A 23400-nucleotide genomic window follows, 5' to 3' on the forward strand; every position below is an offset into this window, starting at 1 on the left:
AACGAATTGCACTGATATCGAATCCGGACCCAATTGTGTTGATTCCAAATTATGAACTTTCACTCTTGCCTCGTTAAAAGGTCACATCGCCACTTCACCAAAGCTTTAAAATGGAATTTTAACCAATCAACTAATCCCGAATTAACGAATTACCAATCACCCTCGCATACACTTCAACAAACCTTAGTGCTATCTCCTTATTCATAAAATCCTTAAGTACCATCTTGTGCGCTGCATCAATTTGTTCCACATTTGGATTTTCCAGAGTTTCAAAAACAGCTTTTAAAAAGCCTGCTTCATCATCCTTTTCTACTAAATTTCCGGTTTGCGAGCTAACAATTTCTGAAATTCCGCCAACATTATAAGCTACTACATGCGTTTTGCAAAGCATGGCTTCCAGTAAAACTCCCGGAAGTCCTTCAATTATGCTTGGCAATACCAAAACATCTGCAGCTTTAATGTAAGACAATGGATTATTGACAAAACCGTAAAAATATATATTCTGTTGAATACCTAATTTTTCAACTTCTTCTTCAATTTCAACTTTCAAAGGACCGTCACCAATTAAATGAAGATGAACATTAGGCTTACTTTTTAAAACTGATTGAAAAATCCTTAAAAGTCCCAGATGATTTTTTTCAAAGCTAAACCCTCCAACATGAACAATGTGTTCTACGCCATCAGGTTTTAAACTAATTTCTTTAATTGTTGAAATGGTGTCTAATCCTACTGGAATCACTTTAGTTCTCCCGGATAGAAATGGGAAATGGTTTAAGAAATCTTTTTCTGAAGCTTGTGAAACTGAAATTACAAACTCCACATTTTTATAAAATAAAGAATTAAAGCTTTTTTGAATTGGAGATTTTAAATAGCGACCAACCTCACTTGCATTACGGGAAACTATGGGGTTTTTCCATCCAAATAATTTTTTGGAGTAAACTGCGTATTTTAGAGTGTCTCCGGCATTTGCCTGAATTATATCAGGATTGAATTCTTTAACTATACTTGCTAATTCCTTCCAAGCTGGCACATCATAAAATCTGTTATTAGCAGATGCTTTTATAGAAGTAATCTCTCCATTGAAAGGCAAAATAGCTTCCCCTTCAAAAAGGGCTATAATCTTAACCTGATAGCCCAATTCAACTAAATGGTTTGATAACTGACAAGTGAACATTTCTGCTCCTCTGTTTTGTGGTTTTTGGATGAGGTGAAGAATTTTCATTAAATATTAAAGTTTTCCTTCCAAATCTCCTAGGGAAAAGTGTAATTTATCACCAATAAGATACTTGTCATTTTTTATAACCACCACAGGACCATTTCGTTTAAATGACTTTAAAAACCGCCCATTTTTAACATCACTCCCATAATAATAAATAAAAGGAGTTTTATTCTTTTTAGCCAAAGAAATCAACATGATTCTTTGTTGAGCAGGGTCTCCAATTATTTCATAAACTATAAGAGATGGAATGTTATTAATTTTACTTTTTTTGTAAATAACATAATTCCCTTCCGAAGAAAAATCTGCAATCTGATACACCGGCTCTTTATACCTCCATTTTAGAAATTCATCAGACAGTATCGTTCCGCCAATTGATATTGAATCCTCTCCCTTAAAATTTATCTGATCTATTAAAATAGATAAAAAAATGGTAGATTTAGCAAATGGATTTATTAAACCTACTCTAAAATAATCAAGCTTTTCCATTTTTCTCCAGCCCATTTTTAAATATCCTGGTAAACTATTATTGTTGGGTGTATTAAATACAATATCATATTCACCTGAAATATTTTCAAGGCCATCCAGTGTAAGCTTTTTAAAAATACCCATTCCCCTGTAATTTTCGTCTGTTACAGTATCTACAGGCCTAATCGCTTTTAACTTACCATTTGGCGTCTTAAATTCCCAAAACATAAACATTCTTAATCCAATTATTTTATCTCCATCCAGAGCCAACAACCCATAGGATTTTCCAAAAGGATTTTCCAAATGTTTCCATTTAAAAAAATCTAGGGTATACGTAGAATCTAAATTCTTGTGAATAAGAGAGATTACTTCAGATAAATCTGTTTGATAATCAATTTCTCTAAAATTCAAATTTTCCATATCAATTATCAATTTAGACTTCTAATGTGTGAGGCTATAAAAGAATGAATACCTGAAGTTTTAACCTTGAATTCATTTATTACTGTATCTGAATTAACCCGAATTCTTGAAATTCTTAAAGGGTTTACATTTTTTTTATTGATTTTGTGATCAAATAAAAAAGCCAATTTTATTTGATTTCGTTCTAACAGTAATTCAGAATTTTTATCAAAATTCCCATTAGGATAGGCAAATACATCAAAACCATTTAAATTCCATTTCTTAAAAAGACTTTTTGATTCCTCGAATTCGTTTTGTATTTCATATTCGCTGGACATATCTAACATAGGATGAGTATGAGAATGATTCGCAATAAAAACACCTCCAGTTTTTAATTCTACTAAATCGCTGAAGGTTAACTGGGAGACAATTTTATTTGGTTTATCTGAATTATTTCGTAATTCCTTTAAATAATTCTCACGTTTTATGTTAGGCCATGATTTAACTTCCTTAACTTTTTTGTTACCATCATCATTACCTAAATATTCTCTTATTTCATCCCACCAAAATGGTTTTTGAGAATTTATTAGATTAGTAATGACAAATAAACAAGTCGGAACCTTGTTCTTTTTAAGAATTGGTAATCCATATTTTAATACAGAAAAATCACCGTCATCAAATGTTATTAAAACCGAACTTTTAGGAAGCTGTTTTTTTTTAAATAAATGCTCTTTCAAGTCCTCAATATTTATGATATTAAATTGGGTTTTTAAATATTGTATTTGCTTTTCAAATTGATTTTGGTCAACTATATCATGATAGGCTAAAACCCTAAGCCTATTTTTATAAATCCTATTAAAAATAGGAGAAAACAAGTTTAGTGTTTTATATATGAAATTTCTCATCATTCTAATCTTCTATTTTCCTTAACTGCGTCATATAATTTTTCATACTTATTGGCAATATTTTGTATCTCAAATTTCTCTTGTGCCTGCATTCTAGCATTTTCGCCAAGATTCTGCAGTTTTGAAAAATTCTTAAGAGCATATATAATTCTCTCCGCCAGTTCATCAATCTGGCCTTTTCTAAAGACCAATGCACTATTTTCATCTACACACTCAAGGTTCTCTCCAATATCTGATGCTACAATTAATTTACTGGACATCATGGCCTCAATTAATGCTCCTGGTAAACCTTCTGCGTAAGAAGGATATACGAAAATTTTTGATAATGCTATCAGCTCGGGAATATCCTGTCGTCGTCCAAGTAACTTAACATGATTTTGTAAATTAAGTGCTGCCGCTCTATCTTCAATAATAGTTTTGTACTCCCCATGGCCTGCAATGAGTAATATAGTATCAGGAAAGATTTTCAATACTGCAGGTAAGGCATTTATAATGTCCAATTGAGCCTTTCTCTGGATCAATCTACTAACGTTTATAAGGATATTTTTGCCTTCATCAATCCCTAACGAGGTTTTAACATTTTTTAAGGCAGACTCATCAAGATTGATATAACGCAAAAGATCCCTACCCCTGTAGATTACTTCAATTTTTGATTGAGGAACTGATAACGCTCTTCCCTCAGATCTTTTTATAGTATCAGAATTAGATATAAAAAAGTCTACTTTATTCGCAGATCGTTTATCCATTTGGTAAGCCAGCCAGAGTTTAAGCCTCATAGCGATACTTTGATTCTTATATCTTAAAGGGGTGTAAGAATTATTTACAAAACTTCCTATTAAAGGGATATGAGGAAATTTACTTTTAAGTTTTCTGGCCACCATATCTGCCTTGTATAAAGTAGCATGAATCAAATCTGGCTTTTCCTTGTTATAAATAGGAATTAACTGGTCTACAGCATCTTTAAATCCATACTTCTTTTCAATATTTAAAGAGTAGACAGATATACCGGAACGCTCCAGTTCAGGTTTTAACATATCCCCTTTATAGATATGTACAAAAACAGGGCAATAGCTTTTAAAATATTTGGCAATTTCAACTAGGCTTCTTTCTGCCCCGGAACCCTGAATAGTATCTATTAAAAAAAGTACTTTTTTATCTTTGCTCATACTATAAAATTACGCTTTATAAAGTCAGCAAAAATAAGCTAACAAAATGATAAGTTAAACTGGCAGACTATAAATTGTTCAAAATTTTATTATTTATATAGCCTTCAGAACCTGAATAATTAACTATTTCTCCCGGATTTCCCACTACCAATGCGTTTTCAGGAACGTCCCTATTTACAAACGTTAATGGTGCTATTAATGCGTTGTTGCCTATTTTTATATTTCCTACAATAACGGAATTAGCCCCTATCCAGACCTCGTCACCAATTACCGGACATCCTTTATTCTTCCCCCTGTTTACAGCTCCAATAGTAACTCCTTGGCTGATATTACAGTTTTTTCCTATTATTGACTTAGCGTTAATTACGATGTTCCCATAGTGTCCCAAAAATAAACCTGCTCCAATTTTTGTGCTATGTGGAATTTGAAAACCATATTTAGCCTGCATTCCTTTAAAATAAAATTTAAAAAAAAGGGCAACTGGAGTATTTTTATATGTATTGCATAATCTAAAGAAAAACATGAACCGCATACCTGGAGTATTAAATATACCGGGAAAAACATTACTGCTAAATCGTTTGGAGTCTATTAAGATATCATTCATTTTATTTAAAGGTTTTCAAGACAAATTACTATAAGTAAATTAAAAAAAGATTAGAATTAAATTAATAAGTTATTAATTTTTCCCTCGATATCTATTATCCAAACGTCTATTAATCTACATTTTGAATAAAGGGATTATGAAAAAAAATAATTAAATTCTAAGAATATTTAAATTTGAGGTTTTATTGGCCTGAAAATATTTATATATATTTAAGATTGAACTTCTTTGTTTCGGAAGGAGTATTTCTGATTCACTTAAGTTTATAGCATAAATATTAAGATCCCCGGAACCAAGGTAAGAAAGGTTAATTAAAACTGATGAATAAAAAGATGCAATATTTTTCGCGAAAAATTTACTTTCCATATACTCTTCCTCAAAAATCTTTTGAAAATATCTAATTTTAAAAATATTAGCCACTTTTTGTTTAACTTCTTCTGATTCTTTTGGATGCGGAAAATAAGTAATCTCATATTTCGGAAATTTTAACTTGAGTTCCGCTAATTTTTTTAAATACAACTCCAAACTTACCAGCCCCATATCCACCAGAGGTTGCCCGGCAAAATACATTAATTCATCCTTTAATTCTATCAATTTATTGGGAGAAGATTCAATTTTTATTATCTCGTCAAAAACAGGTACTTTAAACTCTAGTGGGGAAGTATATGTTAAAAATTTTATAGCAGGTTGCTTAAAACCGGCCAAATTAAAAATTTTGGAATTCCGTCTAAGGCTTTTTGTTCTGCTTTTAGCCCTTTTTTCAGCCACCGAGATCATCTGCAAGCCATCATAAAGCAAATATAACTTAGACTTATCTTCAAAAGCAGCCACAATACCAAGGTGAAAAAAATTGTCATAGCTACCAATAAAAAGTTCATCAATACCACTATATCTTTTTTTTAGCAAAGAAATTTTTAAGCGAAATATAAAAATTTTATAATATGCTCTAGTGCTTTTAATACCCTCAATATCCCAAACAAAAATTTTGGCCCATGGAAATATTTGGAGTTGAGATATTATTTTTTCATCTATCCCTTTTAAATTTTTGGTAACTAACAGAATAGACTTCTGGTTAACAATACCGACTGTTTTACTCAAAAAAAAGGCCTGTGAAGGTGTTGAGACTACAAATAGCTTCATGATTTTTTAATATGTGTAACTTGATAAAGAAAATAAATCATTACTAAAGTAGAGATAAATTCCGCAATAAGTAATCCTGAAAAAATCATTACCAGACTATCTTCTTTTGAATCCATAAAATACATTACTGATGGAATTATTAAATAAAGAATATTCCTAGTCATGGAAACCTTAAACTGTGCCCGGTAACTTTTTAAAGTATTAAACACATTATATAAAATACTATACATTCTTAAAAAACCAATACCCACAGCAAGCATGGTAATATAAACAGCTTCGGCATATTTTGGGAAGAAGTTTTCTATGGCATAAGGTATAATAGTCAATGATATTAAGCCCGCGAGGCCTAAAAGCAGCAAATATCCACTAATTTGTTTAATTTTAAGCCATAAATTGTAACGGTTTCCATCCTTTCCATATTGATAGGTAATGGTTGGATAGAAATATTTTGCCAAGGCAGCTGGCAATACTCCAAAGGCCATTAAAGCCGCATTAGCAGGAGCCGTCAAACCCAATGCAGTGGTAGATATAAAAAAGATGATCAAAATCTTTGGGTAGGTTTCTGGTATGCTCCTCAAGAAATTCAATGCCAGCATTGGGAAGCCGGTTTTTACAGTGGCCATATAAATCAGTTTGTCAAATTTTGATTTTAGCTTGAAAGGTCTAAAATAAACAAGTAAAATGGTCGAAATTAAGCTATGCACTAATAGTAACCACATATAACCTCTAAAATCATAATAGTATATAAGCGGAATTAATAGCAGTCCTATTATGGCAGAATATATATATACCCGGGAAAGATCCTGAAAACTACTGGTAGATCTGTAGGTTGAAGACAGGTAATTGTCCACGAACATAGTAGAAATAAATACGCCAGCTGTTACAAAAACCATTTTTTCTTCAATACCTTCTGCCACCAAAAAGGTGAGTAACAAGGTAAGTAATATAGAAACTAGGGTATACATAAGGGTAACAATCTGAGCATTGGCAACATATCTTTTAACCTTCGCACCCCTGTTTTTACCCATATAAAAGGGTAATTCCCTACCCAAACCTTCAGTAAGGCCAAGTTGGGCAAAACCCAAGTAGGGTTTTAAAATTAATGCGGCATGCCACAATCCTATTTTTTCAGGGCCAATTATACTCAGAGCAAAAAGACTGATTGCCATTCCGGAAAAAGTTTTAAATAAAGAACTTATGGTAAAAACAGTACCTATTCCAAATTTCATCATTTACTGTCCTTTGTTAATATTTCAGCTACAAACCAATCCATCTCTGTATCAATATCATGAGACGAAACTTCATCCATTACATACTTTTTCACTTTCTTGAATTCACTAATTTGCCTAGACTTTAATGATTTTACATTTATAATATATATCGCCCCATTCAATTCCCAGACTTCAGGACAATCCTGTCTCCTGATAAATTCACCTTTCTTAGAATTTTCCAAAAATCCCTGACTATTTTCTTCCTTCAATACATAATATGGATTTGATTTAGTTTCTTTAACAGAAACTACCATATCTAAATCATTATTATAAAGTTTCAAAGCTTCCTCAATATGACTCGAATTTCTAAAAGGTGAAGTTGGCTGTAATAAAATAAGCGTTTGTGGATAAAACCCTTTACTTTCTACAAAACTCAATGCGTGTAGTAAAACTTCCTGTGAACCGGAAGTGTCTTTCCCAAGTTCTGCAGGCCTGAGAAACGGAACCTTTAATCCTAAACTTTCTACCGAGGTTTTAATTTTTTCACTATCAGTACTTACAATTATATCCTTGTCCTTAAAAATATCTCTGGCAGCATCAATTGTATATTGAATTAAAGGTTTTCCCCCGAATTCTTTAATATTCTTTCCGGGAACTCCTTTTGATCCTCCTCTCGCGGGTATAACAACTATCATTAATTTAAATGTTTTACAAATTCCTGAGCCTGTTTGTAATCAAGTGGTTTACCAATATCTATCCAAAAACCTATTATAGGATTGTGAACTAGTTTCCCCCCTTCTTTTACAAGATTATCCATTAAATCTGTGATATCATAAAACTGGTTTTTAGGAATTTTATCTATCAATTTTTTATTCAAAATATAAATCCCTGCATTTGAATGGTAAACATAAGAAGGTTTTTCTTTAAAATTTATCACCTTCTTTTCATTTGTTTCAAATACAGCAAACGGCACATCTACCTTGTACTCTGTAGATGCTACAGCCATGTCTGCATTGGATTTTATAAGCTCCAAATACAAATCTTCAAAATCTACATTGGTAAACAAGTCGCTATTCATTAAGAGCACATGATCTGATTTGAATTCATTTACAAGTGCCAATGCCCCTGCAGTTCCCAAAAATTCCTCTTCCCAAATATATTCTATACAAATCCCCTTTTTGCTGCCATCTCCAAAATATTCCTGGATCTGCTCCCCGAGATATTTTACCGAAATATATATTTTCTGAATCCCGAATGCTATTAAACGATCAATATTATGTTCTATTATGGGTTTATCACCTAATGGCAACATTGGCTTTGGAACTGTATCGGTTAACGGGCTCAATCGTTTGCCTCTTCCCCCCGCCATGATCATGCATTCCAATGGCAATACAGATTTTGTTTTCTCTAAATCTATTATCCGTAGCATCCTTTTATCTTCATCCAGAATGGGCAATATTTTTATATCCCTTTTCCTGTAAGCTCTTAAATCCAAAAATCCCTTTTTATCGGTTTCAAATACAAAATTTATAAAACAAACATCCCCTACTTTTTTCCTTACATCTTCTTCATTAGCCAAAGATCTGCGGATATCGCCATCGGTTAATGAACCCAGAACAGATCCATCATTATCCGTTACAAATAAGATTAGACGGCTTACATCACGTATTTTATTCAATTTGTGAAGCGCGTCAAGAATGGTTTTATCTTTATGAATAAGTATGTTTTCGATTTCCATAATTTAAAATTGAATATCGTAAAAGGATTTTTTTAAGTTGTTTACATCTTGATTTCGAAAAATATCCATTATTTTTTCAACGGTATTTCCAGAACCATATAGTTGCTCCTGACTTTTAATTTTTGTTCTAAAAGAAATATCAACTGCTTTTTCGTGAGCTAAAGTGATAGCTTCAACTGTTGGTTCAGCCTGAATAACACTTTCCGATAATATTCGTCCTTTTTGCCTGTCCCCTACATTTATAGTTGGAATATTAAAATAAGGCACTTCAATAATTCCGCTGGATGAATTTCCCAAGTTAACATCCATAAACTTTAAAGCAGATAGATATCGCAATTGTCCCATGGATTTAAAAGCAACTGCTATCTCCTTGTTTTCATTTACGAATTGTTCTATCATTTGATTTATTACACGCCCATTCTTATCAGAATTGGCATGAGTAAATATAAAATGTGTGTCTTCCAATGAACCCAAGCCATCTAAAATAGCTTTAAACTGACCCTGAGCCGATTGATTTTCTAATGTAACAGGATGAAATGTAATTAGAATATTATTCTTGCCTAATTTAAAATTAATCGATTTTTCGAACTCATCTTTATTTAGAAGAACCATATTTTTTATAGAATCCAAACCGATAGCCCCAACATTGAAAACACGATCGGGATGTTCTCCCAACTGAATGATCCTCTTCCTGTATGTTTCTGTAGAAGCAAAATGCAAATAACTCATTTTCGTAATTGCATGTCTTATACTTTCATCATAAGCACCTTCAGTGGTCTCTCCGCCATGAATATGAGCTATTGGAATATTGCCTATCATAGCTGCGGTTGCTGCTGCTAACATTTCGGTTCGGTCCCCAAGTATGATTACCAAATCCGGATTTAATTCATTCAAAGCATCAGCAAAACCAATCATCGCCAAGCCAACAGATTTGGTTATTCCCACGGCTGAATCTGAAGAAAGCAGGCATTCTACTTTTTTATCTATTTTATAACCTTTCTTTTCTATTTCATCAACAGTAAATCCAAATTCAGGAGAAAGATGCATCGCCGTTACAATAAGTTGCAATTGCATTTTCTGATCATTTTGAATTTCATCCATTAATGGACTCAATAATCCAAACTCTGCCCGGGTTCCTGTTACAACTGCTATTTTTTTCAAATTAATTCTATTAAATCGTCTTCCTGAAAATCTTTTATTGCTTTCCGTCCAAGGATTTCATCCCATCTCATTGGATTGATTCCGATTCCCGGGCGTTTTATTGAAAGGTTTTCTTCTGAAAATACCTCACCTTTTTTAATGTTTTGAGAAGCAATAATACTTTTTCTGGCTATAGGTTTGTTTTTGGCCTCTGATGGAGAAGGTTCTTTTATTCCCGAACCTGAAATCGCCTTTTCTATATTTCGAATAGCGGTGACCATTGCTTTTAACTCACAAGGCATTAAAGACGCCTTGTGATCTGGTCCGGGCAAATCCCTGTCTAAAGTAAAATGTTTTTCTATCACTTTTGCCCCCAATGCCACCGCGGCAATTGGAACTTCAATCCCCGAAGTATGGTCTGAATAGCCAATTTTTGTATTTAGCTGTTTTTGAATATCCAACATCGCTTTTAAATTGACATCTCCCATTGGGGTAGGATACTCAGTATTGCAATGCAAAATTGTAATGTTTTCTTGTTTTGTCCCATTCTCTATCAACACCTTAAAAGCGGCATTTATTTCATCCATATTGGCCATTCCTGTAGAGAGAATAATCTCAGGGAAAAGTTTTGCCATAACACGCAGGTAGGGTAGATTCGTTATCTCACCCGAAGGTATCTTAGCCAATTTCAATCCTAAAGATTTTAAATAAGTAAGGCTTTCCAGATCAAACGCCGTAGATAAAAATTTTATATTTTTACTCTCACAATAGTGTATCAATTCCAGATGCATCTCTTCTGAAATTTCTAACTTTTTCAACATTTCATATTGTGAATCCTTATCTCCCGTATTTGAATCCTGATATTTAGCCCTGGAAGCAGATTTTGTCACCATTTTATCCGCTTTAAAGGTTTGGAATTTTACATAATCCACTCCCGCCTCAGCGGCTGCATCAATTAGCTTTTTAGCCGTATCAATGCTTCCGTTGTGATTCACGCCTGCTTCGGCTATAATTAAAACTCTATCTCTCATAATTCTCTTCCTGGATTTCCAACTATTTTTCTGTTATCGGCAATATTATTCAAAATTACAGACCCCGCCCCGATAATCACATTAGCACCAATTCTCACCCCTTGTTTAATTACCGAATTTGCTCCTACAAATGTATTATCTCCAATAAATACATTTCCCGCTAAAACAGCTCCAGGAGCAATATGAACTCCATTTCCAATAATACATTCATGCTCTATAATGCATCCAGTATTTAATATACAAATATCTCCTATTTCCACCAAAGTATTTACAGATACATTCCTTGAAATAAAATTACCATTCCCAAATTGAACTTTTGTCGATATTGAAGCTGACGGATGTATTACATTAAGTAAATCTACACCCTTAGAGATTAACAAATCGACCGTTTTTCTTCTTATAAGGTTATCTCCAATCCCTAAAATATAATCATATTCTTTGTTCCAAAAGGCAAAATCTAAATCATCTTCAAATCCTAAATAAGCCAAATCAAAGGGGTTTTTAGTAATTTGTTTTTTATCGGTATAATATCTCAAATTCATGTTTGATGTAATTGCCGCATCTGCAACAACAAATCCATGACCAGAATAACCCACAAGTACAACTTCTCTATTTAACACTACTTGGAATATTTACTATTCTATCTACCAAAAATTTGGCATTCCCCTGTTCATCTTTTAAACAATCCTGATACATTGGTAATCTAAACATTAATTCCCAGATTGGTCGGGTCATTACTTTAGCCTCATTGGTCTCCTTTAAAAAAAGATCCCTGGCATTCCTATTTTCGAGCTCTACACACATCAACCAGTAATTGGCTTTTGTTTCCGACAATTCAGTCCTGAATTTTGCATCTGCTCCTTTAAAGAATTCTTCGTATCTTTTTGCCAACTCTATCTTTTTTTCAAGAAACCAATTGAGTTTTTCAAGTTGTGCACAAGCCAGGGCTGCATTGAGATTTGGCATTCTATAATTATATCCCAACTCATCGTGAACATATTCGTATGCATGAGGTTGCTTTGCGGTAGTGGTTAAATATTTTGCTTTAATTCCCAAAGCGTCATTATTTGTAACAATTGCTCCTCCGCCTCCACTGGTAACTATTTTGTTTCCGTTAAAGGAAAAAATCCCTACTTCGCCAAAACTTCCTGTTGGCCGCCCTTTAAATTCACTACCCAAAGATTCTGCAGCATCCTCCACTACCGGGATTTTCCAATCATCGCAAATTTTAATCAATTCATCAATATATACAGGAAAACCAAAAGTGTGCATTGGTAAACAAGCCGCTATTTTATTGCCGCTTTTTTTATTATAACATCCGTCTTCCCGAAGTTCTCCATATTCTTCCAGGAAATTTTGAACCGCCTTGGGAGATAAGCCCATTGTATCAAGATCAACATCTATAAATACAGGTTTGGCTCCATTATAGGCAATTGCATTGGCTGTAGCCACAAAAGTAAGTGCTTGGGTTAAAACTTCGTCTCCACTATTAACTCCAACTAAACGCAAAGCAACCTGGATTCCGGAAGTTCCGTTAACAACCGCTACCGCTTTTTTCGTTTGGGTAATATCCTGCATCATTTCTTCAAACCTATCTACATAAGCTCCCACTGAAGAAACAAACGTAGAATCTATGGTATCCAGAAGGTATTTTTTTTCGTTCCCCACAAATCTCGGTTCGTGGAGCGGAATAAAATCCTGAGTCTGGTAAATTTCCCGTATAAATGAAATGGTATTTTTAATTTCTGACATTACATTTTTGAATCTAAATATTTCCCGGTTTCCTTATGCCCAAAATCTGGGATCATTTTATGGAACAAAGCTACAATTTCTTGTTTGGTCCAATTTTTAGAGAATCTGAAATTAGAAATGCGCTCTTCAAAATATTGAAGTTGTTCGTTTTCTAATTTCAATTCATTTTTAATGATCCCTAAATTTTGAAACCTTTCAAGATCCAAAGTTTCCTTAGCTGTAAAGAACTCTTCAAAATCTTTTTCCCCAGTAGTATCACTTCCCGTAAAATAACAAGGCCATTTTTTTTGATCCGGCAATGTTTTTACCAGTTCGCGGGCTTCCTCTTCATTTTCGCAAAGATAAGGCTCGTAACCCAACTGTTCAAGATATTTAATAGCAATATCTGCAAATGAAATTAAATGTAATTTTTCACTCAATTTTGGAAAAAACACATCTCTATTTTCTCCAAATATACAGGACATCAAACACAACTCCCCACTTTCCTGAGGGGTTACGAAATAACGTTTCACATCATTTGGGGCTACAATGGGCTGCCTTTTTTGAATTCGTTGGTTGAACCCGTGCAATAAAGAACCGTCAGAAAAAGCAACGTTGGCGAAACGGGCAGTGGATATTTTGATGTCCTTGCTCCTGCGCATTAAAAACATCTCCATAATCCTCTTGGAAGCTCCCATCATGTTAACTGGATTAGCAGCCTTATCTGTAGAAACACAGAAATATTTTTTGGTGCCATTTTCAATAGATTGAAGTAGGGTTTTATCGGTATTAAAAACGTTGACATCAATCATTCTCATAAGGGTAAAAGGATCCTTTTCGCTACGAACATGTTTTAATGCGGAAAGATTTAGAACATAATCATATTTTCCATCGGCTTTAATAAAAGCTTCATATTCAAGCGAACCTAGATCTAAAGCGAAGGTTTTAAAGTCCCCGTCAATATATCCATAAGAACTGCGTATATCCCTCACTAGTTCTACCATATTGTTTTCACTGATATCAACAACATGAAGTTTAAGTGGTTTCCTTTTAAAAATTTCCTTTGTAACTGCCTGGCCTATGGACCCGGCACCGCCAAGAACGAGGAAGGAAGAGTCGGAAATTTCATCGTTGAGTTCATTTTCATGCAAAAGGATATCTTCCTCAAATAAGGGTTTATTTCTTCCTATTAAATTTAGTACATTCATATATTCAATAATATATTATATTTTTAAAATTGATCATTTTTATAACAGATGCAATTAACCTTATAATACTTTTAAATTAAAGTCAAAATATTCCGTCCATCTCTCCTTATTTCCACTTAAATAATCTCCATAATAAGTAACTAAAGGGTAAATTGGCAATGATTTTTTTGAATAGCTAATTTCTAATTCTAAATTAGGGTTAACCAGGTGATAATTTGAAAGATTATAACTAAAAAAATACGGTGTCAACTTTTTAAATGTACTATCCTGATTATTTGAAATAAATTCATTTCTCTGAATTAACATTATATTTTCTTTCGGATGGCTCAATTTCAAAATACCACTTAATTCATAAAAGCTAGATGGATTTCCTTTGTGAGTAAAATTAGATGTATTGTCTTTGTATAAAATTGTTTGTGGAAAATCCCTTGAAAAATTTTGTGATTCTAAATAATTATTAACAACTACCTGTTTCATAAATCCTTTAAAATAATTGAATTGAATAATAATATTCAGGATAACAAATAATCCTATACTCATGGCTAATGTCAAATTCCTTATTGTCTTTGACGAAATATAAAAAATTAAATTAACAACCAATAAACTAATTCCAAAACCAATTAGCAACTGATGTCTTGATGAATAACCAGTAAAAGTAGGATACTTATCTACAAGAATATATGGGAATAACCCAATAAAACAAACTATCAATCCGATTAAAAATTTTGTCTTTGTAGATTTTAAATTTAAATTGAACCTGCTTAATTTAAAAAAAATAAATCCTGAGAGAATAACAAACAATAATATAAATTCTAAATTCTGGAATAATTCCTTTAACAGTGGGTATAGTGTTATAAAGAATGCATAGATTGATCTAATTAAGCGATAAGGAATCTCAAAAAATGATTCCAATTTAATCTCATTATAATTCATTTCTTTGTATTGCAGAGATGGAGAAAAATATAAAGCTCTAACTATCCAAAAAATAACTGGCATGATAATAAAATCAATATGACTTATAATTGATTTTATTAGTATATTAAATACAACTTTTATTTTTTTTATTTTATGCTCTATTATAAACCGAAGGTCTTCATAGAAAATAATTAATAAAAGTGGTATTAAATAAAAGAAAATTAAAGAAGTTGTGAAAAAAGATATAAAAAACAATATTAAACTTAAAATCCTGAAAAGGAATATTCTTTCAAATTTATAAATTATCAAGAAATATGTTGCAGTTATGAACAAAGTTAAACATAGTGTATAAGGTAAAACTATCATTGTGATTTTAGCATCAAACAAGGGTAATACACTATATACCAATATGCCAAAATATAAAAATATTGAGTTTTTATACTTAAATTTATCTATGATTTTAAATAAAATAAAAATGGATAATAGCTGTAGTATAATTGTGCAAAAATGATATATTAAGGGGGTATTAATAAGATTTTGAAGAAATATATGCATGTATCCAAAAACAACGACTCCATTCCCATAAAATTGGTTCATTATCCCTTCATCATTCATATTATAAAGTGTCCAATCATCCCAGAAAATACCGGAATATGTTAACATCATAAAATTGCCAATAAAATAGAGAATATATGTTAATTTTTTAATGCTATCCATTAAGGAGAATTATTTGAATGTTAAAGTTATCCTGTGAAATTAAGACATTAAATAGCTCCTTTTCCACAGATAAATATTAAAGCACATCTGCGCTTATAAAACCATAAATTACACCTAACGAGATTAAGCAAAATCCAAACAATATTAGATATTCTTAACAGCCTCATATAGCTCATTTTTAATGAAATTTATGGCGTCCTTTTCCAGTTCGTAAAAAAACGGAAGTCTTACAACACAATCTGTATAGCGGTCCGCATTTACCAAATTTCTGCCATCGTGTTGATCTAAATAAAACGGACTTTTATGCAAACTCAAATAATGAAACACGGCCAATATACCATTAGATTTTAAGTTATCTATAACTACATTTCTTTGTTCCAAATCTTTACATACCAGATAAAACATGTGTGCATTATTGGTTGCAAAATCCGGAATTCCCGGGAGTCGAATATCATTTTCCATGGCCCATTCTTTTAAACCTTCATGATACTTATTCCAATGCTGAAGTCTTTTCGTTTGTATGTCGTCCAGATTCTCTAATTGTGCCCAGAGAAAGGCAGCAATAATTTCAGAGGGCAAAAAAGAACTTCCCACTGCCACCCAACCATATTTATCTACTTCTCCTCTAAAAAAAGCAGATCTGTTGGTTCCCTTTTCCCAAATAATTTCGGCTTTAGCCATAAATTGAGGATCGTTAATGGCCAGCATTCCTCCTTCCCCTGAAATGATATTCTTGGTTTCATGAAAAGAAAATGCAGCCAAATGACCAATAGATCCAAGAGCTCTTTTAATGCCGTCCTTTCCGGTATAAAAACTCTCGATTGCCTGTGCGGCATCTTCTATAACAAAAAGATCGTATTTATCTGCCAATGCCATGATCTTATCCATATCACAGGCAACTCCGGCATAATGCACAGGGACAATCGCTTTGGTTTTGGAGGTGATTAAAGCTTCAATACTGTCTTCGTCAATACCGGGATGATCTTCTCTGCTGTCTGCAAATATTATTTTGGCTCCTCTCAGAACAAAGGCATTTGCAGTCGAAACAAAGGTATAGGAAGGCATAATTACTTCATCTCCTGGTTTGATATCAATGAGGAGTGCCGCCATTTCCAGCGCGTCTGTGCAGGAAGTGGTAAGCAAACATTTCCTGAAGCTATAGCGCTCCTTTAAATAATCCTGACACAGTTTGGTATATTTTCCGTTCCCGGATATTTTACCTGCATTTACCGCATCATAAATATAATGCGTTTCTTTGCCGGTGAGGTGGGGTTTGTTGAAAGGTATTTTTTCCATTCTATTTTAATTGTGTTCTAAATTTTTTAAAAACAAAGGGATTATTATTTAAATCCTCAATTACGAGAAGTTTAACCGCTTTTTTTCCACAGAGAATAATAGGATACTCTTCATCATACATCAACAGTTTTCCTGGAGCAGGGATTTCAGATATTATATCATGAACAACTTCACATTCTCTTATTCGAATTATTTCCCCATCTTCAGTTTTACTCTTAGCTCCTCCATACGGATATCCAACAGCATCTACAAACCTCACAATTTCAGCGGCCTCTTTAGCCCAGTCTATATAATAATCATCTTCATTTCTCCATATACTATATGTAGCATCATTTTTCATTTGAGGTAAACTGGGCAATATATTTTTTTCTAATATGGCATTCATTATATATAAAACTATATCAACATATAAATTAGCTATTAATTCAATTGCTTTTTGAATTTTAAGAGGATAGGTTATATTCACCTTTTTTTGAAAAATAATATCACCTTCATCCATTTTATCATTTGCCCAAATAGCAGAGGCCCCTATATATGTCTCTCCATTGATGAGCATATTTACAGTCGGAGAAAAGCCCCTATATTTTGGGAGAAATGAGTCATGTAAAACAATAAGATTTTTTTGATCTTTAATTAACCATCTCCAACCTATTGCTAAAGAATGTTCACTTTGAATTGTCAAATTTTGACCTCGTTCTATATACTTGATATTATAATTGTTGCAAAGTACACGAATTTCATCAAAATAATCTTCCTCATTTCCTTTGTCCCTTGCACCCACAACTAAATCAATGTTGCTTAAGTATTTATTGGTCTTAGTTAAAGCTGTTAATACTTTATAACCTTTCTTATTCAACAAATAAAGTGTTAACGCCATTAATTATCTGATTATTTATTATTTATTATTTTTTTTATTATATATATCGGTCGGTTTTTAACACCCTCAAAAGTCTTACCTACATATAATCCAATAATCCCTAATGTTGATAAAATTATTCCAGATAATAACCAGAGTGATATAATTAAACTCGTATAACCTAAAACTAAAACATCACCTTTTAACCATTTTATAAAATAAATAGATGCTACCAAAACAGAAATCACAGAAATGAACAACCCGGTTTTTATCAAAAGACGAATAGGTTTATCTGAATAAGCAAGAATAATATCTAAAGCCAGATTGATCAATCTTTTAAGATTATAACTAGATTCCCCTTCATTTCTATCATCATGTTCAACATTTACTTTTGTTGATTTAAAACCTACCCATTTAACCATAGTAGGAAAATATCTTATGGATTCCCGCATAGATACAACTGCATTCACCACGTTCCTATTATAGATCCCAAAGTTGGCTACGGATTCATCTTGTTCAGATCCCGTTAGATAACCAAGTGTTCTATAAAACATTTTTGAGAAAAATTTCTTAAAAAAACGATCCTTTCTATCAAATCTCCTTCCTAAAACAATGTCAAAGCCTTCCTGAGCCTTTTTATATAGCTTTTCAATTTCTTCCGGTTGATCTTGCAGGTCACAATCCATTACCACTACCCAATCTCCCTTAGCATGGTCCAAACCAGCGGTAATTGCATAGTGTTGTCCAAAGTTTCTACTTAATTTTATTCCAATAATTTTTGGATTGGTATTAGTTATATTTTCAATCACTTCCCAGGAATTGTCCGGCCCACAATCCTCTACCAGTATAATTTCATAATCGGAGGTGATTTTTTGAATACTACTTTCAATTCTTTCAACTAAAGCAGGTATTATTTTTTCGGCATTATAAACAGGACTCACAATGGAAAGATACGGCATATGTTTAAAATTTAACTGTTACTATGGTTCCTATAATAATTAAAAATAATCCTATTACTTTACCCCAAGTAAATGTTTCTCCCAGTAAAAAAACACCAATAAAAAAAACCAAGGCAGGAGCCAAACTCATAAAAGGATAAGCTACGGTAATTTCAAATTTAGTCATAGCAGCCATCCAAAATATAGAAGCCACGAATGCACTTAAAAAACCCGAAATTATATATATATCCATTAGGGCATGAAATAAAAAGGATGCTTTACCCGAAAAAGATTCTGGTAAACTTCCAAATTGATTAAGACGCCACTTTAAAATAATTTGACCATAAATAGTAAAAAATATGGTGCCAAAAATATAGATATAATTCATTATATTAAGGATCTTAAATACTCACCATAATTACTTTTACCGTATTTAAATATAGCATCCTCTATTTTATCAAATCCTATAAATTTATGTATATACGCTACTTCTTCAATGCAGCCAATCATAGCGCTTTGTCTATTTTGAATTACCCGGATAAATTCAGTTGCATCGTCCAGTGATTCTACGGTGCCTGTATCGAACCATGCCATTCCTCGAGTCATCACCCCAACTTCTAAATTTCCTTCATCCAGATACATTTGATTGATAGTGGAAATCTCCAATTCACCACGATCAGATGGTTTTACATTTTTCGCATATTCCACCACACTATTATCATAAAAATATAATCCAGGAACTGCAAATTTAGATTTTGGTTTCTCCGGCTTCTCTTCAATACTAATTGCTTTATATTCTGAATCAAATTCTACTACCCCATATCTTTCTGGATCTTTAACGGGATATGCAAATATAGCTGCACCATTAACATCAACTTTACTTCTTAATAAGGACCCAAAACCATTTCCGTAAAAAATATTGTCACCCAAAACTAAAGCCACCTTTTCCTTACCAATAAATTCCTCCCCAATAATAAATGCTTCTGCCAATCCATTTGGTTGTTCCTGTACAGCAAATTCAAATTTACAACCTACATGAGAGCCATTCCCTAATAATTTTTTAAACGCTTCCTGATCATGAGGTGTTGTTATGAATAGAATCTCACGAATCCCTGCAAGCATTAATACTGATAGAGGGTAATAAATCATTGGCTTGTCGTAAACTGGTAACAGTTGTTTACTCACTGCTATTGTTATAGGAAACAATCTTGTCCCAGATCCTCCTGCTAATATGATTCCTTTCATAATTTATTAATTGTATTGGTTCATATAGTATTCCTGATATTTTCCTGAGGTCACATTCTTTAACCAATCCTCATTATCTAAATACCATTCTATAGTTTTTTCAAGTCCCTGTTCAAATGTCACCGAGGGTTTCCAACCTAATTCATTATTGATTTTTGTTGCATCAATTGCATAGCGCTTATCGTGTCCCGGACGATTCTTGATATAGGTAATTAGTATTGCGGAACTGCCACTATCCCTAAGGAGTTTTTTATCCATGAGTTCACAAAGGATCTTTATTAGATCGATATTTTGCCACTCATTGAAACCCCCAATATTATAAGTCTCTTTGTTTTTTCCTTTGTGAAAAGCAAGATCAATAGCGATTGCGTGATCAAGTACAAATAACCAATCTCTAGTGTATTTTCCATCGCCATAAACGGGAAGTGGTTTTTCCTCAATAATATTATTAATAAAAAGAGGGATTAGTTTTTCGGGAAATTGATTTGGGCCGTAATTATTTGAACAATTGGTTATAATATAAGGCAAGCCATAAGTTTCGCCATAAGCCCTTACAAAATGATCGGAACTGGCTTTTGATGCGGAATATGGCGAATTTGGAGCATAAGCTGTGGATTCTGTAAAAAGTCCGGTTTCACCCAAAGTTCCATATACTTCATCAGTGCTGATATGATAAAAAAGCTTGTCCTCTAAATTATCTTTCCATAATTCCTTTGCAGCATTTAGCAAATTCATAGTGCCTATTACATTGGTTTTTACAAAAGCCAATGGATCTGTAATGGAACGATCTACGTGAGATTCTGCCGCTAAATGAATGACTTTATCGAAATTATATTTTTTAAATAAATTATTGATTTCAGAGGCATTATTTATATCAGCTTTTATAAAATGATAATTTGGTTTTTCCTCTATGTCTAAAAGATTTTCCAAATTACCGGCATAGGTCAATGCATCTAAATTAAATATCTCGTATTGCGGATATTTATTAACGAAACGCCTTACAACGTGAGAACCAATAAAACCAGCTCCTCCGGTAATTAATATTTTCATGATTAATGGTTATATGTAATATTGTTTATACCAATTAATGAATTTGCCCACTCCTTCACTAACATTAATTTTTGGATTATAGTCAAAATCCTTTTTTAATGAATCTACATCTGCCCAAGTCCGGTTTACATCACCAGCTTGCATTGGAAGCATTTCTTTTTTGGCTTCAACCCCCAATTGTTTTTCAATTTCTTCAATAAAATCTAATAGCTTTACAGGTTTACTATTCCCTATATTATAAAGAGAATACTTTTCTCCCTTATCCTTCTGGTTTTTTACATTGACAATTCCATCAATAATATCGTCAATATAAGTAAAGTCACGTTCAAGATTTCCTTTATTAAATACCTTAATAGGATTTCCTTTTATTATAGCGTCGGTAAATAAAAACATAGCCATATCCGGTCTTCCCCATGGTCCGTAAACAGTAAAAAATCTTAAACCTGTGGTTTTAAATCCATACAAATGGCTGTAGGTATGAGCCATTAACTCATTGCTCTTTTTGGTCGCGGCATATAGACTTATAGGATGATCTACATTGTCTTCAGTGGAAAAAGGAACTTTGGCATTTAGGCCATAAACACTTGAACTGCTTGCGTAGATTAAATGTTTGACATTATGATGCCTACAACATTCCAGAAGATTTAGATATCCTACAACATTGCTGTCTACATATGCTTCAGGATTTTCAATGCTATAACGAACACCTGCTTGCGCAGCGAGGTTACAAACAATATCGAAATTGTTTTCCTTAAAAATTTCCGGAAGGTTTTCCCTGTCCTCCAAATTAAGCCTTATAAACTTAAAGTACTCATATTTATTACTGGAAACAGGCTTATTAAAAATTTCGGCCCCGGATCTATCAATTCCTAATTCGTTCAACCTGTCATATTTCAGATTTACGTCATAATAATCATTAATATTATCTATCCCAACAACATTAAAACCCTCTTTTAACAGCTTTTCCGCTAAATGGAAACCAATAAATCCCGCAGCACCTGTAACTAAAATATTCTTCATAATTATTAATCCAATTAACTCCCAATCACAAAAACCTCAAATCCAACTTTCTTCAATTCTGCCTTATTCAATAACCTTCTTCCATCAAATAGGAAGGCTGGTTTCAACATATTTTCATAGATCTGTTGCCAGTCTAAATTTTTAAATTCATCCCATTCAGTTAAAACCGCTACTGCATGAGAATTTCCACAGGCTTCTTCGGCCGTATTAACCACTTTTACAAGGGATCTATTCTCTGAATCTGTTCTTGTTCCTAAATAGTCTAGATCTTCATAAATTTGCTCTGCAGTAACCTTAGGATCATATACAACTATTTCTGCCTGTTCATTAAGAAGATAATCTGAAACGTAAATTGCAGCAGATTCCCTAGTATCATTAGTGTCCTTTTTAAAAGCCCAGCCTAAAATTGCTATTTTTTTACCTGAAACTGTATTAAATAAGGTTTTAACGATATTAGCAGCAAATCTTCGCTTTTGATGATTATTTAAAATGATCACTTGTTCCCAATAGTCTGCTACTTCATTTAATCCGAAAGACTTTGCTATATATACCAAGTTCAAGATGTCTTTCTGAAAACAAGAGCCACCAAATCCAACTGAAGATTGAAGGAATTTTGAACCAATTCTAGAATCCATTCCTACAGCCTTAGCAACTTCATTAACATCTGCCCCAGTTTTCTCACATAATTCGCTCATAGCATTTATGCTAGAAACCCGTTGGGCTAAAAATGCATTTGCAGTTAATTTAGATAATTCAGAAGACCAAACATTTGTGGTCAAAATATGCTCCTTTGTTACCCAATTAGCATAAACGCTAACTAATGCATTCACAGCCTCTCTGCCTTTTTCAGTATCTATATCTCCACCAATTAAAACTCTATCTGGAGCCAGTAGATCTTCTACCGCAGTTCCTTCAGCTAAAAATTCTGGGTTTGATAGAATCTGAAAGTTTACTCCATTTCCCGTGTTCTCTAATATATTCTTTAATGCTTCAGCAGTTCGTACAGGTAAAGTAGATTTTTCAACTACGATCTTATCTGTCTTTGAAACACGGGCAATTTGTCTTGCACAAAGCTCAATAAACTTTAAATCGGCCGCCATTCCCTTTCCAATACCATAAGTTTTGGTTGGTGTATTTACCGAGATAAAGATCATTTCAGCTTTATCTATAGCTTCATCTACTTTCGTTGAAAAAAACAAATTTCTACCTCTGGCTTCCTTCACTATATCTGACAAACCTGGCTCATAAATCGGAATGTTATTCACATCTTCATCATTCCAAGCAGCGATTCTTTTTTCGTTTATATCTACTACAGTCACATTAATATGTGGACATTTTTGAGCAATTATTGCCATAGTTGGACCTCCAACATATCCAGCTCCAATACAACAGATATTTGTAATCTTCAT

The 23400-nt window shown here is 33.0% G+C and carries 23 protein-coding genes; all 23 read right to left on the reverse strand.

All coding sequences use genetic code 11. From position 1 onward, the window contains the following. Nucleotides 1-130: 130 nt before the first annotated feature. Nucleotides 131-1222, reverse strand: coding sequence for a glycosyltransferase (locus BC962_RS11550; RefSeq protein ID WP_121346186.1), 1092 nt, complete (start codon nt 1220-1222; stop codon nt 131-133). A 6-nt stretch (nt 1223-1228) separates the two neighbouring features. Next, nucleotides 1229-2104 (reverse strand): GNAT family N-acetyltransferase, encoded by an 876-nt coding sequence (locus BC962_RS11555; RefSeq protein WP_147405653.1) that lies wholly within the window; start codon nt 2102-2104, stop codon nt 1229-1231. Between the two features lie 8 nt (nt 2105-2112). Continuing rightward, complete coding sequence (locus tag BC962_RS11560; RefSeq protein ID WP_183075501.1) at nt 2113-2820, reverse strand: polysaccharide deacetylase family protein; 708 nt, start codon at nt 2818-2820, stop codon at nt 2113-2115. A gap of 167 nt (nt 2821-2987) precedes the next feature. Continuing rightward, nucleotides 2988-4154, reverse strand: a complete 1167-nt coding sequence (locus BC962_RS11565; protein ID WP_121346189.1) for a glycosyltransferase family 4 protein — start codon at nt 4152-4154, stop codon at nt 2988-2990. Between the two features lie 67 nt (nt 4155-4221). Continuing rightward, nucleotides 4222-4758 carry a serine O-acetyltransferase gene (locus BC962_RS11570; protein ID WP_121346190.1) on the reverse strand — a complete coding sequence of 179 codons (537 nt, stop codon included), beginning with the start codon at nt 4756-4758 and terminating at the stop codon, nt 4222-4224. 150 nt (nt 4759-4908) lie between these two features. Then, a complete protein-coding gene (locus tag BC962_RS11575) occupies nt 4909-5895 on the reverse strand; it encodes a hypothetical protein (protein WP_121346191.1) in 987 nt (328 codons plus the stop codon). Then, complete coding sequence (locus BC962_RS11580; RefSeq protein ID WP_121346192.1) at nt 5892-7127, reverse strand: polysaccharide biosynthesis protein; 1236 nt, start codon at nt 7125-7127, stop codon at nt 5892-5894. The genes BC962_RS11575 and BC962_RS11580 overlap by 4 nt, the downstream gene beginning before the upstream one ends. Continuing rightward, nucleotides 7124-7801, reverse strand: a complete 678-nt coding sequence (locus tag BC962_RS11585) for an acylneuraminate cytidylyltransferase family protein (protein ID WP_121346193.1) — start codon at nt 7799-7801, stop codon at nt 7124-7126. Before BC962_RS11585 ends, BC962_RS11580 begins: the two co-directional genes overlap by 4 nt. Further along, the gene (locus BC962_RS11590) at nt 7801-8844 is read right to left on the reverse strand and encodes a nucleotidyltransferase family protein (protein ID WP_121346194.1); all 1044 of its coding nucleotides are present in this window, start codon (nt 8842-8844) and stop codon (nt 7801-7803) included. Before BC962_RS11590 ends, BC962_RS11585 begins: the two co-directional genes overlap by 1 nt. A 3-nt stretch (nt 8845-8847) precedes the next feature. Beyond that, nucleotides 8848-10005, reverse strand: a complete 1158-nt coding sequence (gene neuC, locus BC962_RS11595; protein ID WP_121346195.1) for a UDP-N-acetylglucosamine 2-epimerase — start codon at nt 10003-10005, stop codon at nt 8848-8850. Beyond that, a complete protein-coding gene (neuB, locus tag BC962_RS11600) occupies nt 10002-11015 on the reverse strand; it encodes an N-acetylneuraminate synthase (protein WP_121346196.1) in 1014 nt (337 codons plus the stop codon). The genes neuC and neuB overlap by 4 nt, the downstream gene beginning before the upstream one ends. Further along, nucleotides 11012-11635 carry an acetyltransferase gene (locus BC962_RS11605; protein WP_121346197.1) on the reverse strand — a complete coding sequence of 208 codons (624 nt, stop codon included), beginning with the start codon at nt 11633-11635 and terminating at the stop codon, nt 11012-11014. Before BC962_RS11605 ends, neuB begins: the two co-directional genes overlap by 4 nt. Beyond that, nucleotides 11625-12767 (reverse strand): LegC family aminotransferase, encoded by a 1143-nt coding sequence (locus BC962_RS11610; protein WP_121346198.1) that lies wholly within the window; start codon nt 12765-12767, stop codon nt 11625-11627. The genes BC962_RS11605 and BC962_RS11610 overlap by 11 nt, the downstream gene beginning before the upstream one ends. Beyond that, on the reverse strand, nt 12767-13954 hold the full coding sequence (locus BC962_RS11615; RefSeq protein ID WP_121346199.1) for a UDP-N-acetylglucosamine 4,6-dehydratase: 1188 nt from the start codon (nt 13952-13954) through the stop codon (nt 12767-12769). Before BC962_RS11615 ends, BC962_RS11610 begins: the two co-directional genes overlap by 1 nt. Nucleotides 13955-14014: 60 nt before the next feature. After that, the gene (locus BC962_RS11620; RefSeq protein WP_121346200.1) at nt 14015-15586 is read right to left on the reverse strand and encodes a hypothetical protein; all 1572 of its coding nucleotides are present in this window, start codon (nt 15584-15586) and stop codon (nt 14015-14017) included. A gap of 144 nt (nt 15587-15730) precedes the next feature. Then, nucleotides 15731-16882 carry a dTDP-4-amino-4,6-dideoxygalactose transaminase gene (gene rffA / locus BC962_RS11625; protein WP_121346201.1) on the reverse strand — a complete coding sequence of 384 codons (1152 nt, stop codon included), beginning with the start codon at nt 16880-16882 and terminating at the stop codon, nt 15731-15733. 1 nt (nt 16883) lies between these two features. Beyond that, the gene (locus tag BC962_RS11630) at nt 16884-17759 is read right to left on the reverse strand and encodes a formyltransferase family protein (RefSeq protein ID WP_121346202.1); all 876 of its coding nucleotides are present in this window, start codon (nt 17757-17759) and stop codon (nt 16884-16886) included. 11 nt (nt 17760-17770) lie between these two features. Continuing rightward, entirely contained in the window at nt 17771-18697 is a 927-nt protein-coding gene (locus BC962_RS11635) for a glycosyltransferase family 2 protein (RefSeq protein WP_121346203.1), read from the reverse strand. Nucleotides 18698-18701: 4 nt separating this feature from the next. After that, nucleotides 18702-19064: an EamA family transporter gene (locus BC962_RS11640; RefSeq protein ID WP_121346204.1), complete on the reverse strand. Its 363-nt coding sequence runs from the start codon at nt 19062-19064 to the stop codon at nt 18702-18704. Further along, nucleotides 19064-19921, reverse strand: a complete 858-nt coding sequence (gene rfbA / locus BC962_RS11645; RefSeq protein ID WP_121346205.1) for a glucose-1-phosphate thymidylyltransferase RfbA — start codon at nt 19919-19921, stop codon at nt 19064-19066. Before rfbA ends, BC962_RS11640 begins: the two co-directional genes overlap by 1 nt. 6 nt (nt 19922-19927) lie before the next feature. Continuing rightward, nucleotides 19928-20971 carry a dTDP-glucose 4,6-dehydratase gene (gene rfbB, locus BC962_RS11650; RefSeq protein WP_183075502.1) on the reverse strand — a complete coding sequence of 348 codons (1044 nt, stop codon included), beginning with the start codon at nt 20969-20971 and terminating at the stop codon, nt 19928-19930. A 9-nt stretch (nt 20972-20980) separates the two neighbouring features. Further along, complete coding sequence (locus tag BC962_RS11655; protein ID WP_121346207.1) at nt 20981-21991, reverse strand: NAD-dependent epimerase; 1011 nt, start codon at nt 21989-21991, stop codon at nt 20981-20983. 14 nt (nt 21992-22005) lie between these two features. After that, nucleotides 22006-23400, reverse strand: coding sequence for a nucleotide sugar dehydrogenase (locus tag BC962_RS11660; protein WP_121346208.1), 1395 nt, complete (start codon nt 23398-23400; stop codon nt 22006-22008).

The organism is Gillisia mitskevichiae, from assembly GCF_003634585.1.
GTDB lineage: Bacteria > Bacteroidota > Bacteroidia > Flavobacteriales > Flavobacteriaceae > Gillisia > Gillisia mitskevichiae.

Bases quoted from the DNA above. Each gene is read 5' to 3' on its own strand.
- BC962_RS11590 (WP_121346194.1), bottom strand. From the start codon at position 8,844: ATGGAAATCGAAAACATACTTATTCATAAAGATAAAACCATTCTTGAC.
- BC962_RS11660 (WP_121346208.1), bottom strand. From the start codon at position 23,400: ATGAAGATTACAAATATCTGTTGTATTGGAGCTGGATATGTTGGAGGT.
- BC962_RS11630 (WP_121346202.1), bottom strand. From the start codon at position 17,759: ATGGCGTTAACACTTTATTTGTTGAATAAGAAAGGTTATAAAGTATTA.
- BC962_RS11615 (WP_121346199.1), bottom strand. From the start codon at position 13,954: ATGAATGTACTAAATTTAATAGGAAGAAATAAACCCTTATTTGAGGAA.
- BC962_RS11610 (WP_121346198.1), bottom strand. From the start codon at position 12,767: ATGTCAGAAATTAAAAATACCATTTCATTTATACGGGAAATTTACCAG.
- BC962_RS11565 (WP_121346189.1), bottom strand. From the start codon at position 4,154: ATGAGCAAAGATAAAAAAGTACTTTTTTTAATAGATACTATTCAGGGT.
- BC962_RS11580 (WP_121346192.1), bottom strand. From the start codon at position 7,127: ATGATGAAATTTGGAATAGGTACTGTTTTTACCATAAGTTCTTTATTT.
- BC962_RS11550 (WP_121346186.1), bottom strand. From the start codon at position 1,222: ATGAAAATTCTTCACCTCATCCAAAAACCACAAAACAGAGGAGCAGAA.
- BC962_RS11635 (WP_121346203.1), bottom strand. From the start codon at position 18,697: ATGCCGTATCTTTCCATTGTGAGTCCTGTTTATAATGCCGAAAAAATA.
- rfbA (WP_121346205.1), bottom strand. From the start codon at position 19,921: ATGAAAGGAATCATATTAGCAGGAGGATCTGGGACAAGATTGTTTCCT.
- rffA (WP_121346201.1), bottom strand. From the start codon at position 16,882: ATGGAAAAAATACCTTTCAACAAACCCCACCTCACCGGCAAAGAAACG.
- rfbB (WP_183075502.1), bottom strand. From the start codon at position 20,971: ATGAAAATATTAATTACCGGAGGAGCTGGTTTTATTGGTTCTCACGTT.
- neuB (WP_121346196.1), bottom strand. From the start codon at position 11,015: ATGAGAGATAGAGTTTTAATTATAGCCGAAGCAGGCGTGAATCACAAC.
- BC962_RS11585 (WP_121346193.1), bottom strand. From the start codon at position 7,801: ATGATAGTTGTTATACCCGCGAGAGGAGGATCAAAAGGAGTTCCCGGA.
- BC962_RS11640 (WP_121346204.1), bottom strand. From the start codon at position 19,064: ATGAATTATATCTATATTTTTGGCACCATATTTTTTACTATTTATGGT.
- BC962_RS11575 (WP_121346191.1), bottom strand. From the start codon at position 5,895: ATGAAGCTATTTGTAGTCTCAACACCTTCACAGGCCTTTTTTTTGAGT.
- BC962_RS11555 (WP_147405653.1), bottom strand. From the start codon at position 2,104: ATGGAAAATTTGAATTTTAGAGAAATTGATTATCAAACAGATTTATCT.
- BC962_RS11620 (WP_121346200.1), bottom strand. From the start codon at position 15,586: ATGGATAGCATTAAAAAATTAACATATATTCTCTATTTTATTGGCAAT.
- BC962_RS11655 (WP_121346207.1), bottom strand. From the start codon at position 21,991: ATGAAGAATATTTTAGTTACAGGTGCTGCGGGATTTATTGGTTTCCAT.
- BC962_RS11570 (WP_121346190.1), bottom strand. From the start codon at position 4,758: ATGAATGATATCTTAATAGACTCCAAACGATTTAGCAGTAATGTTTTT.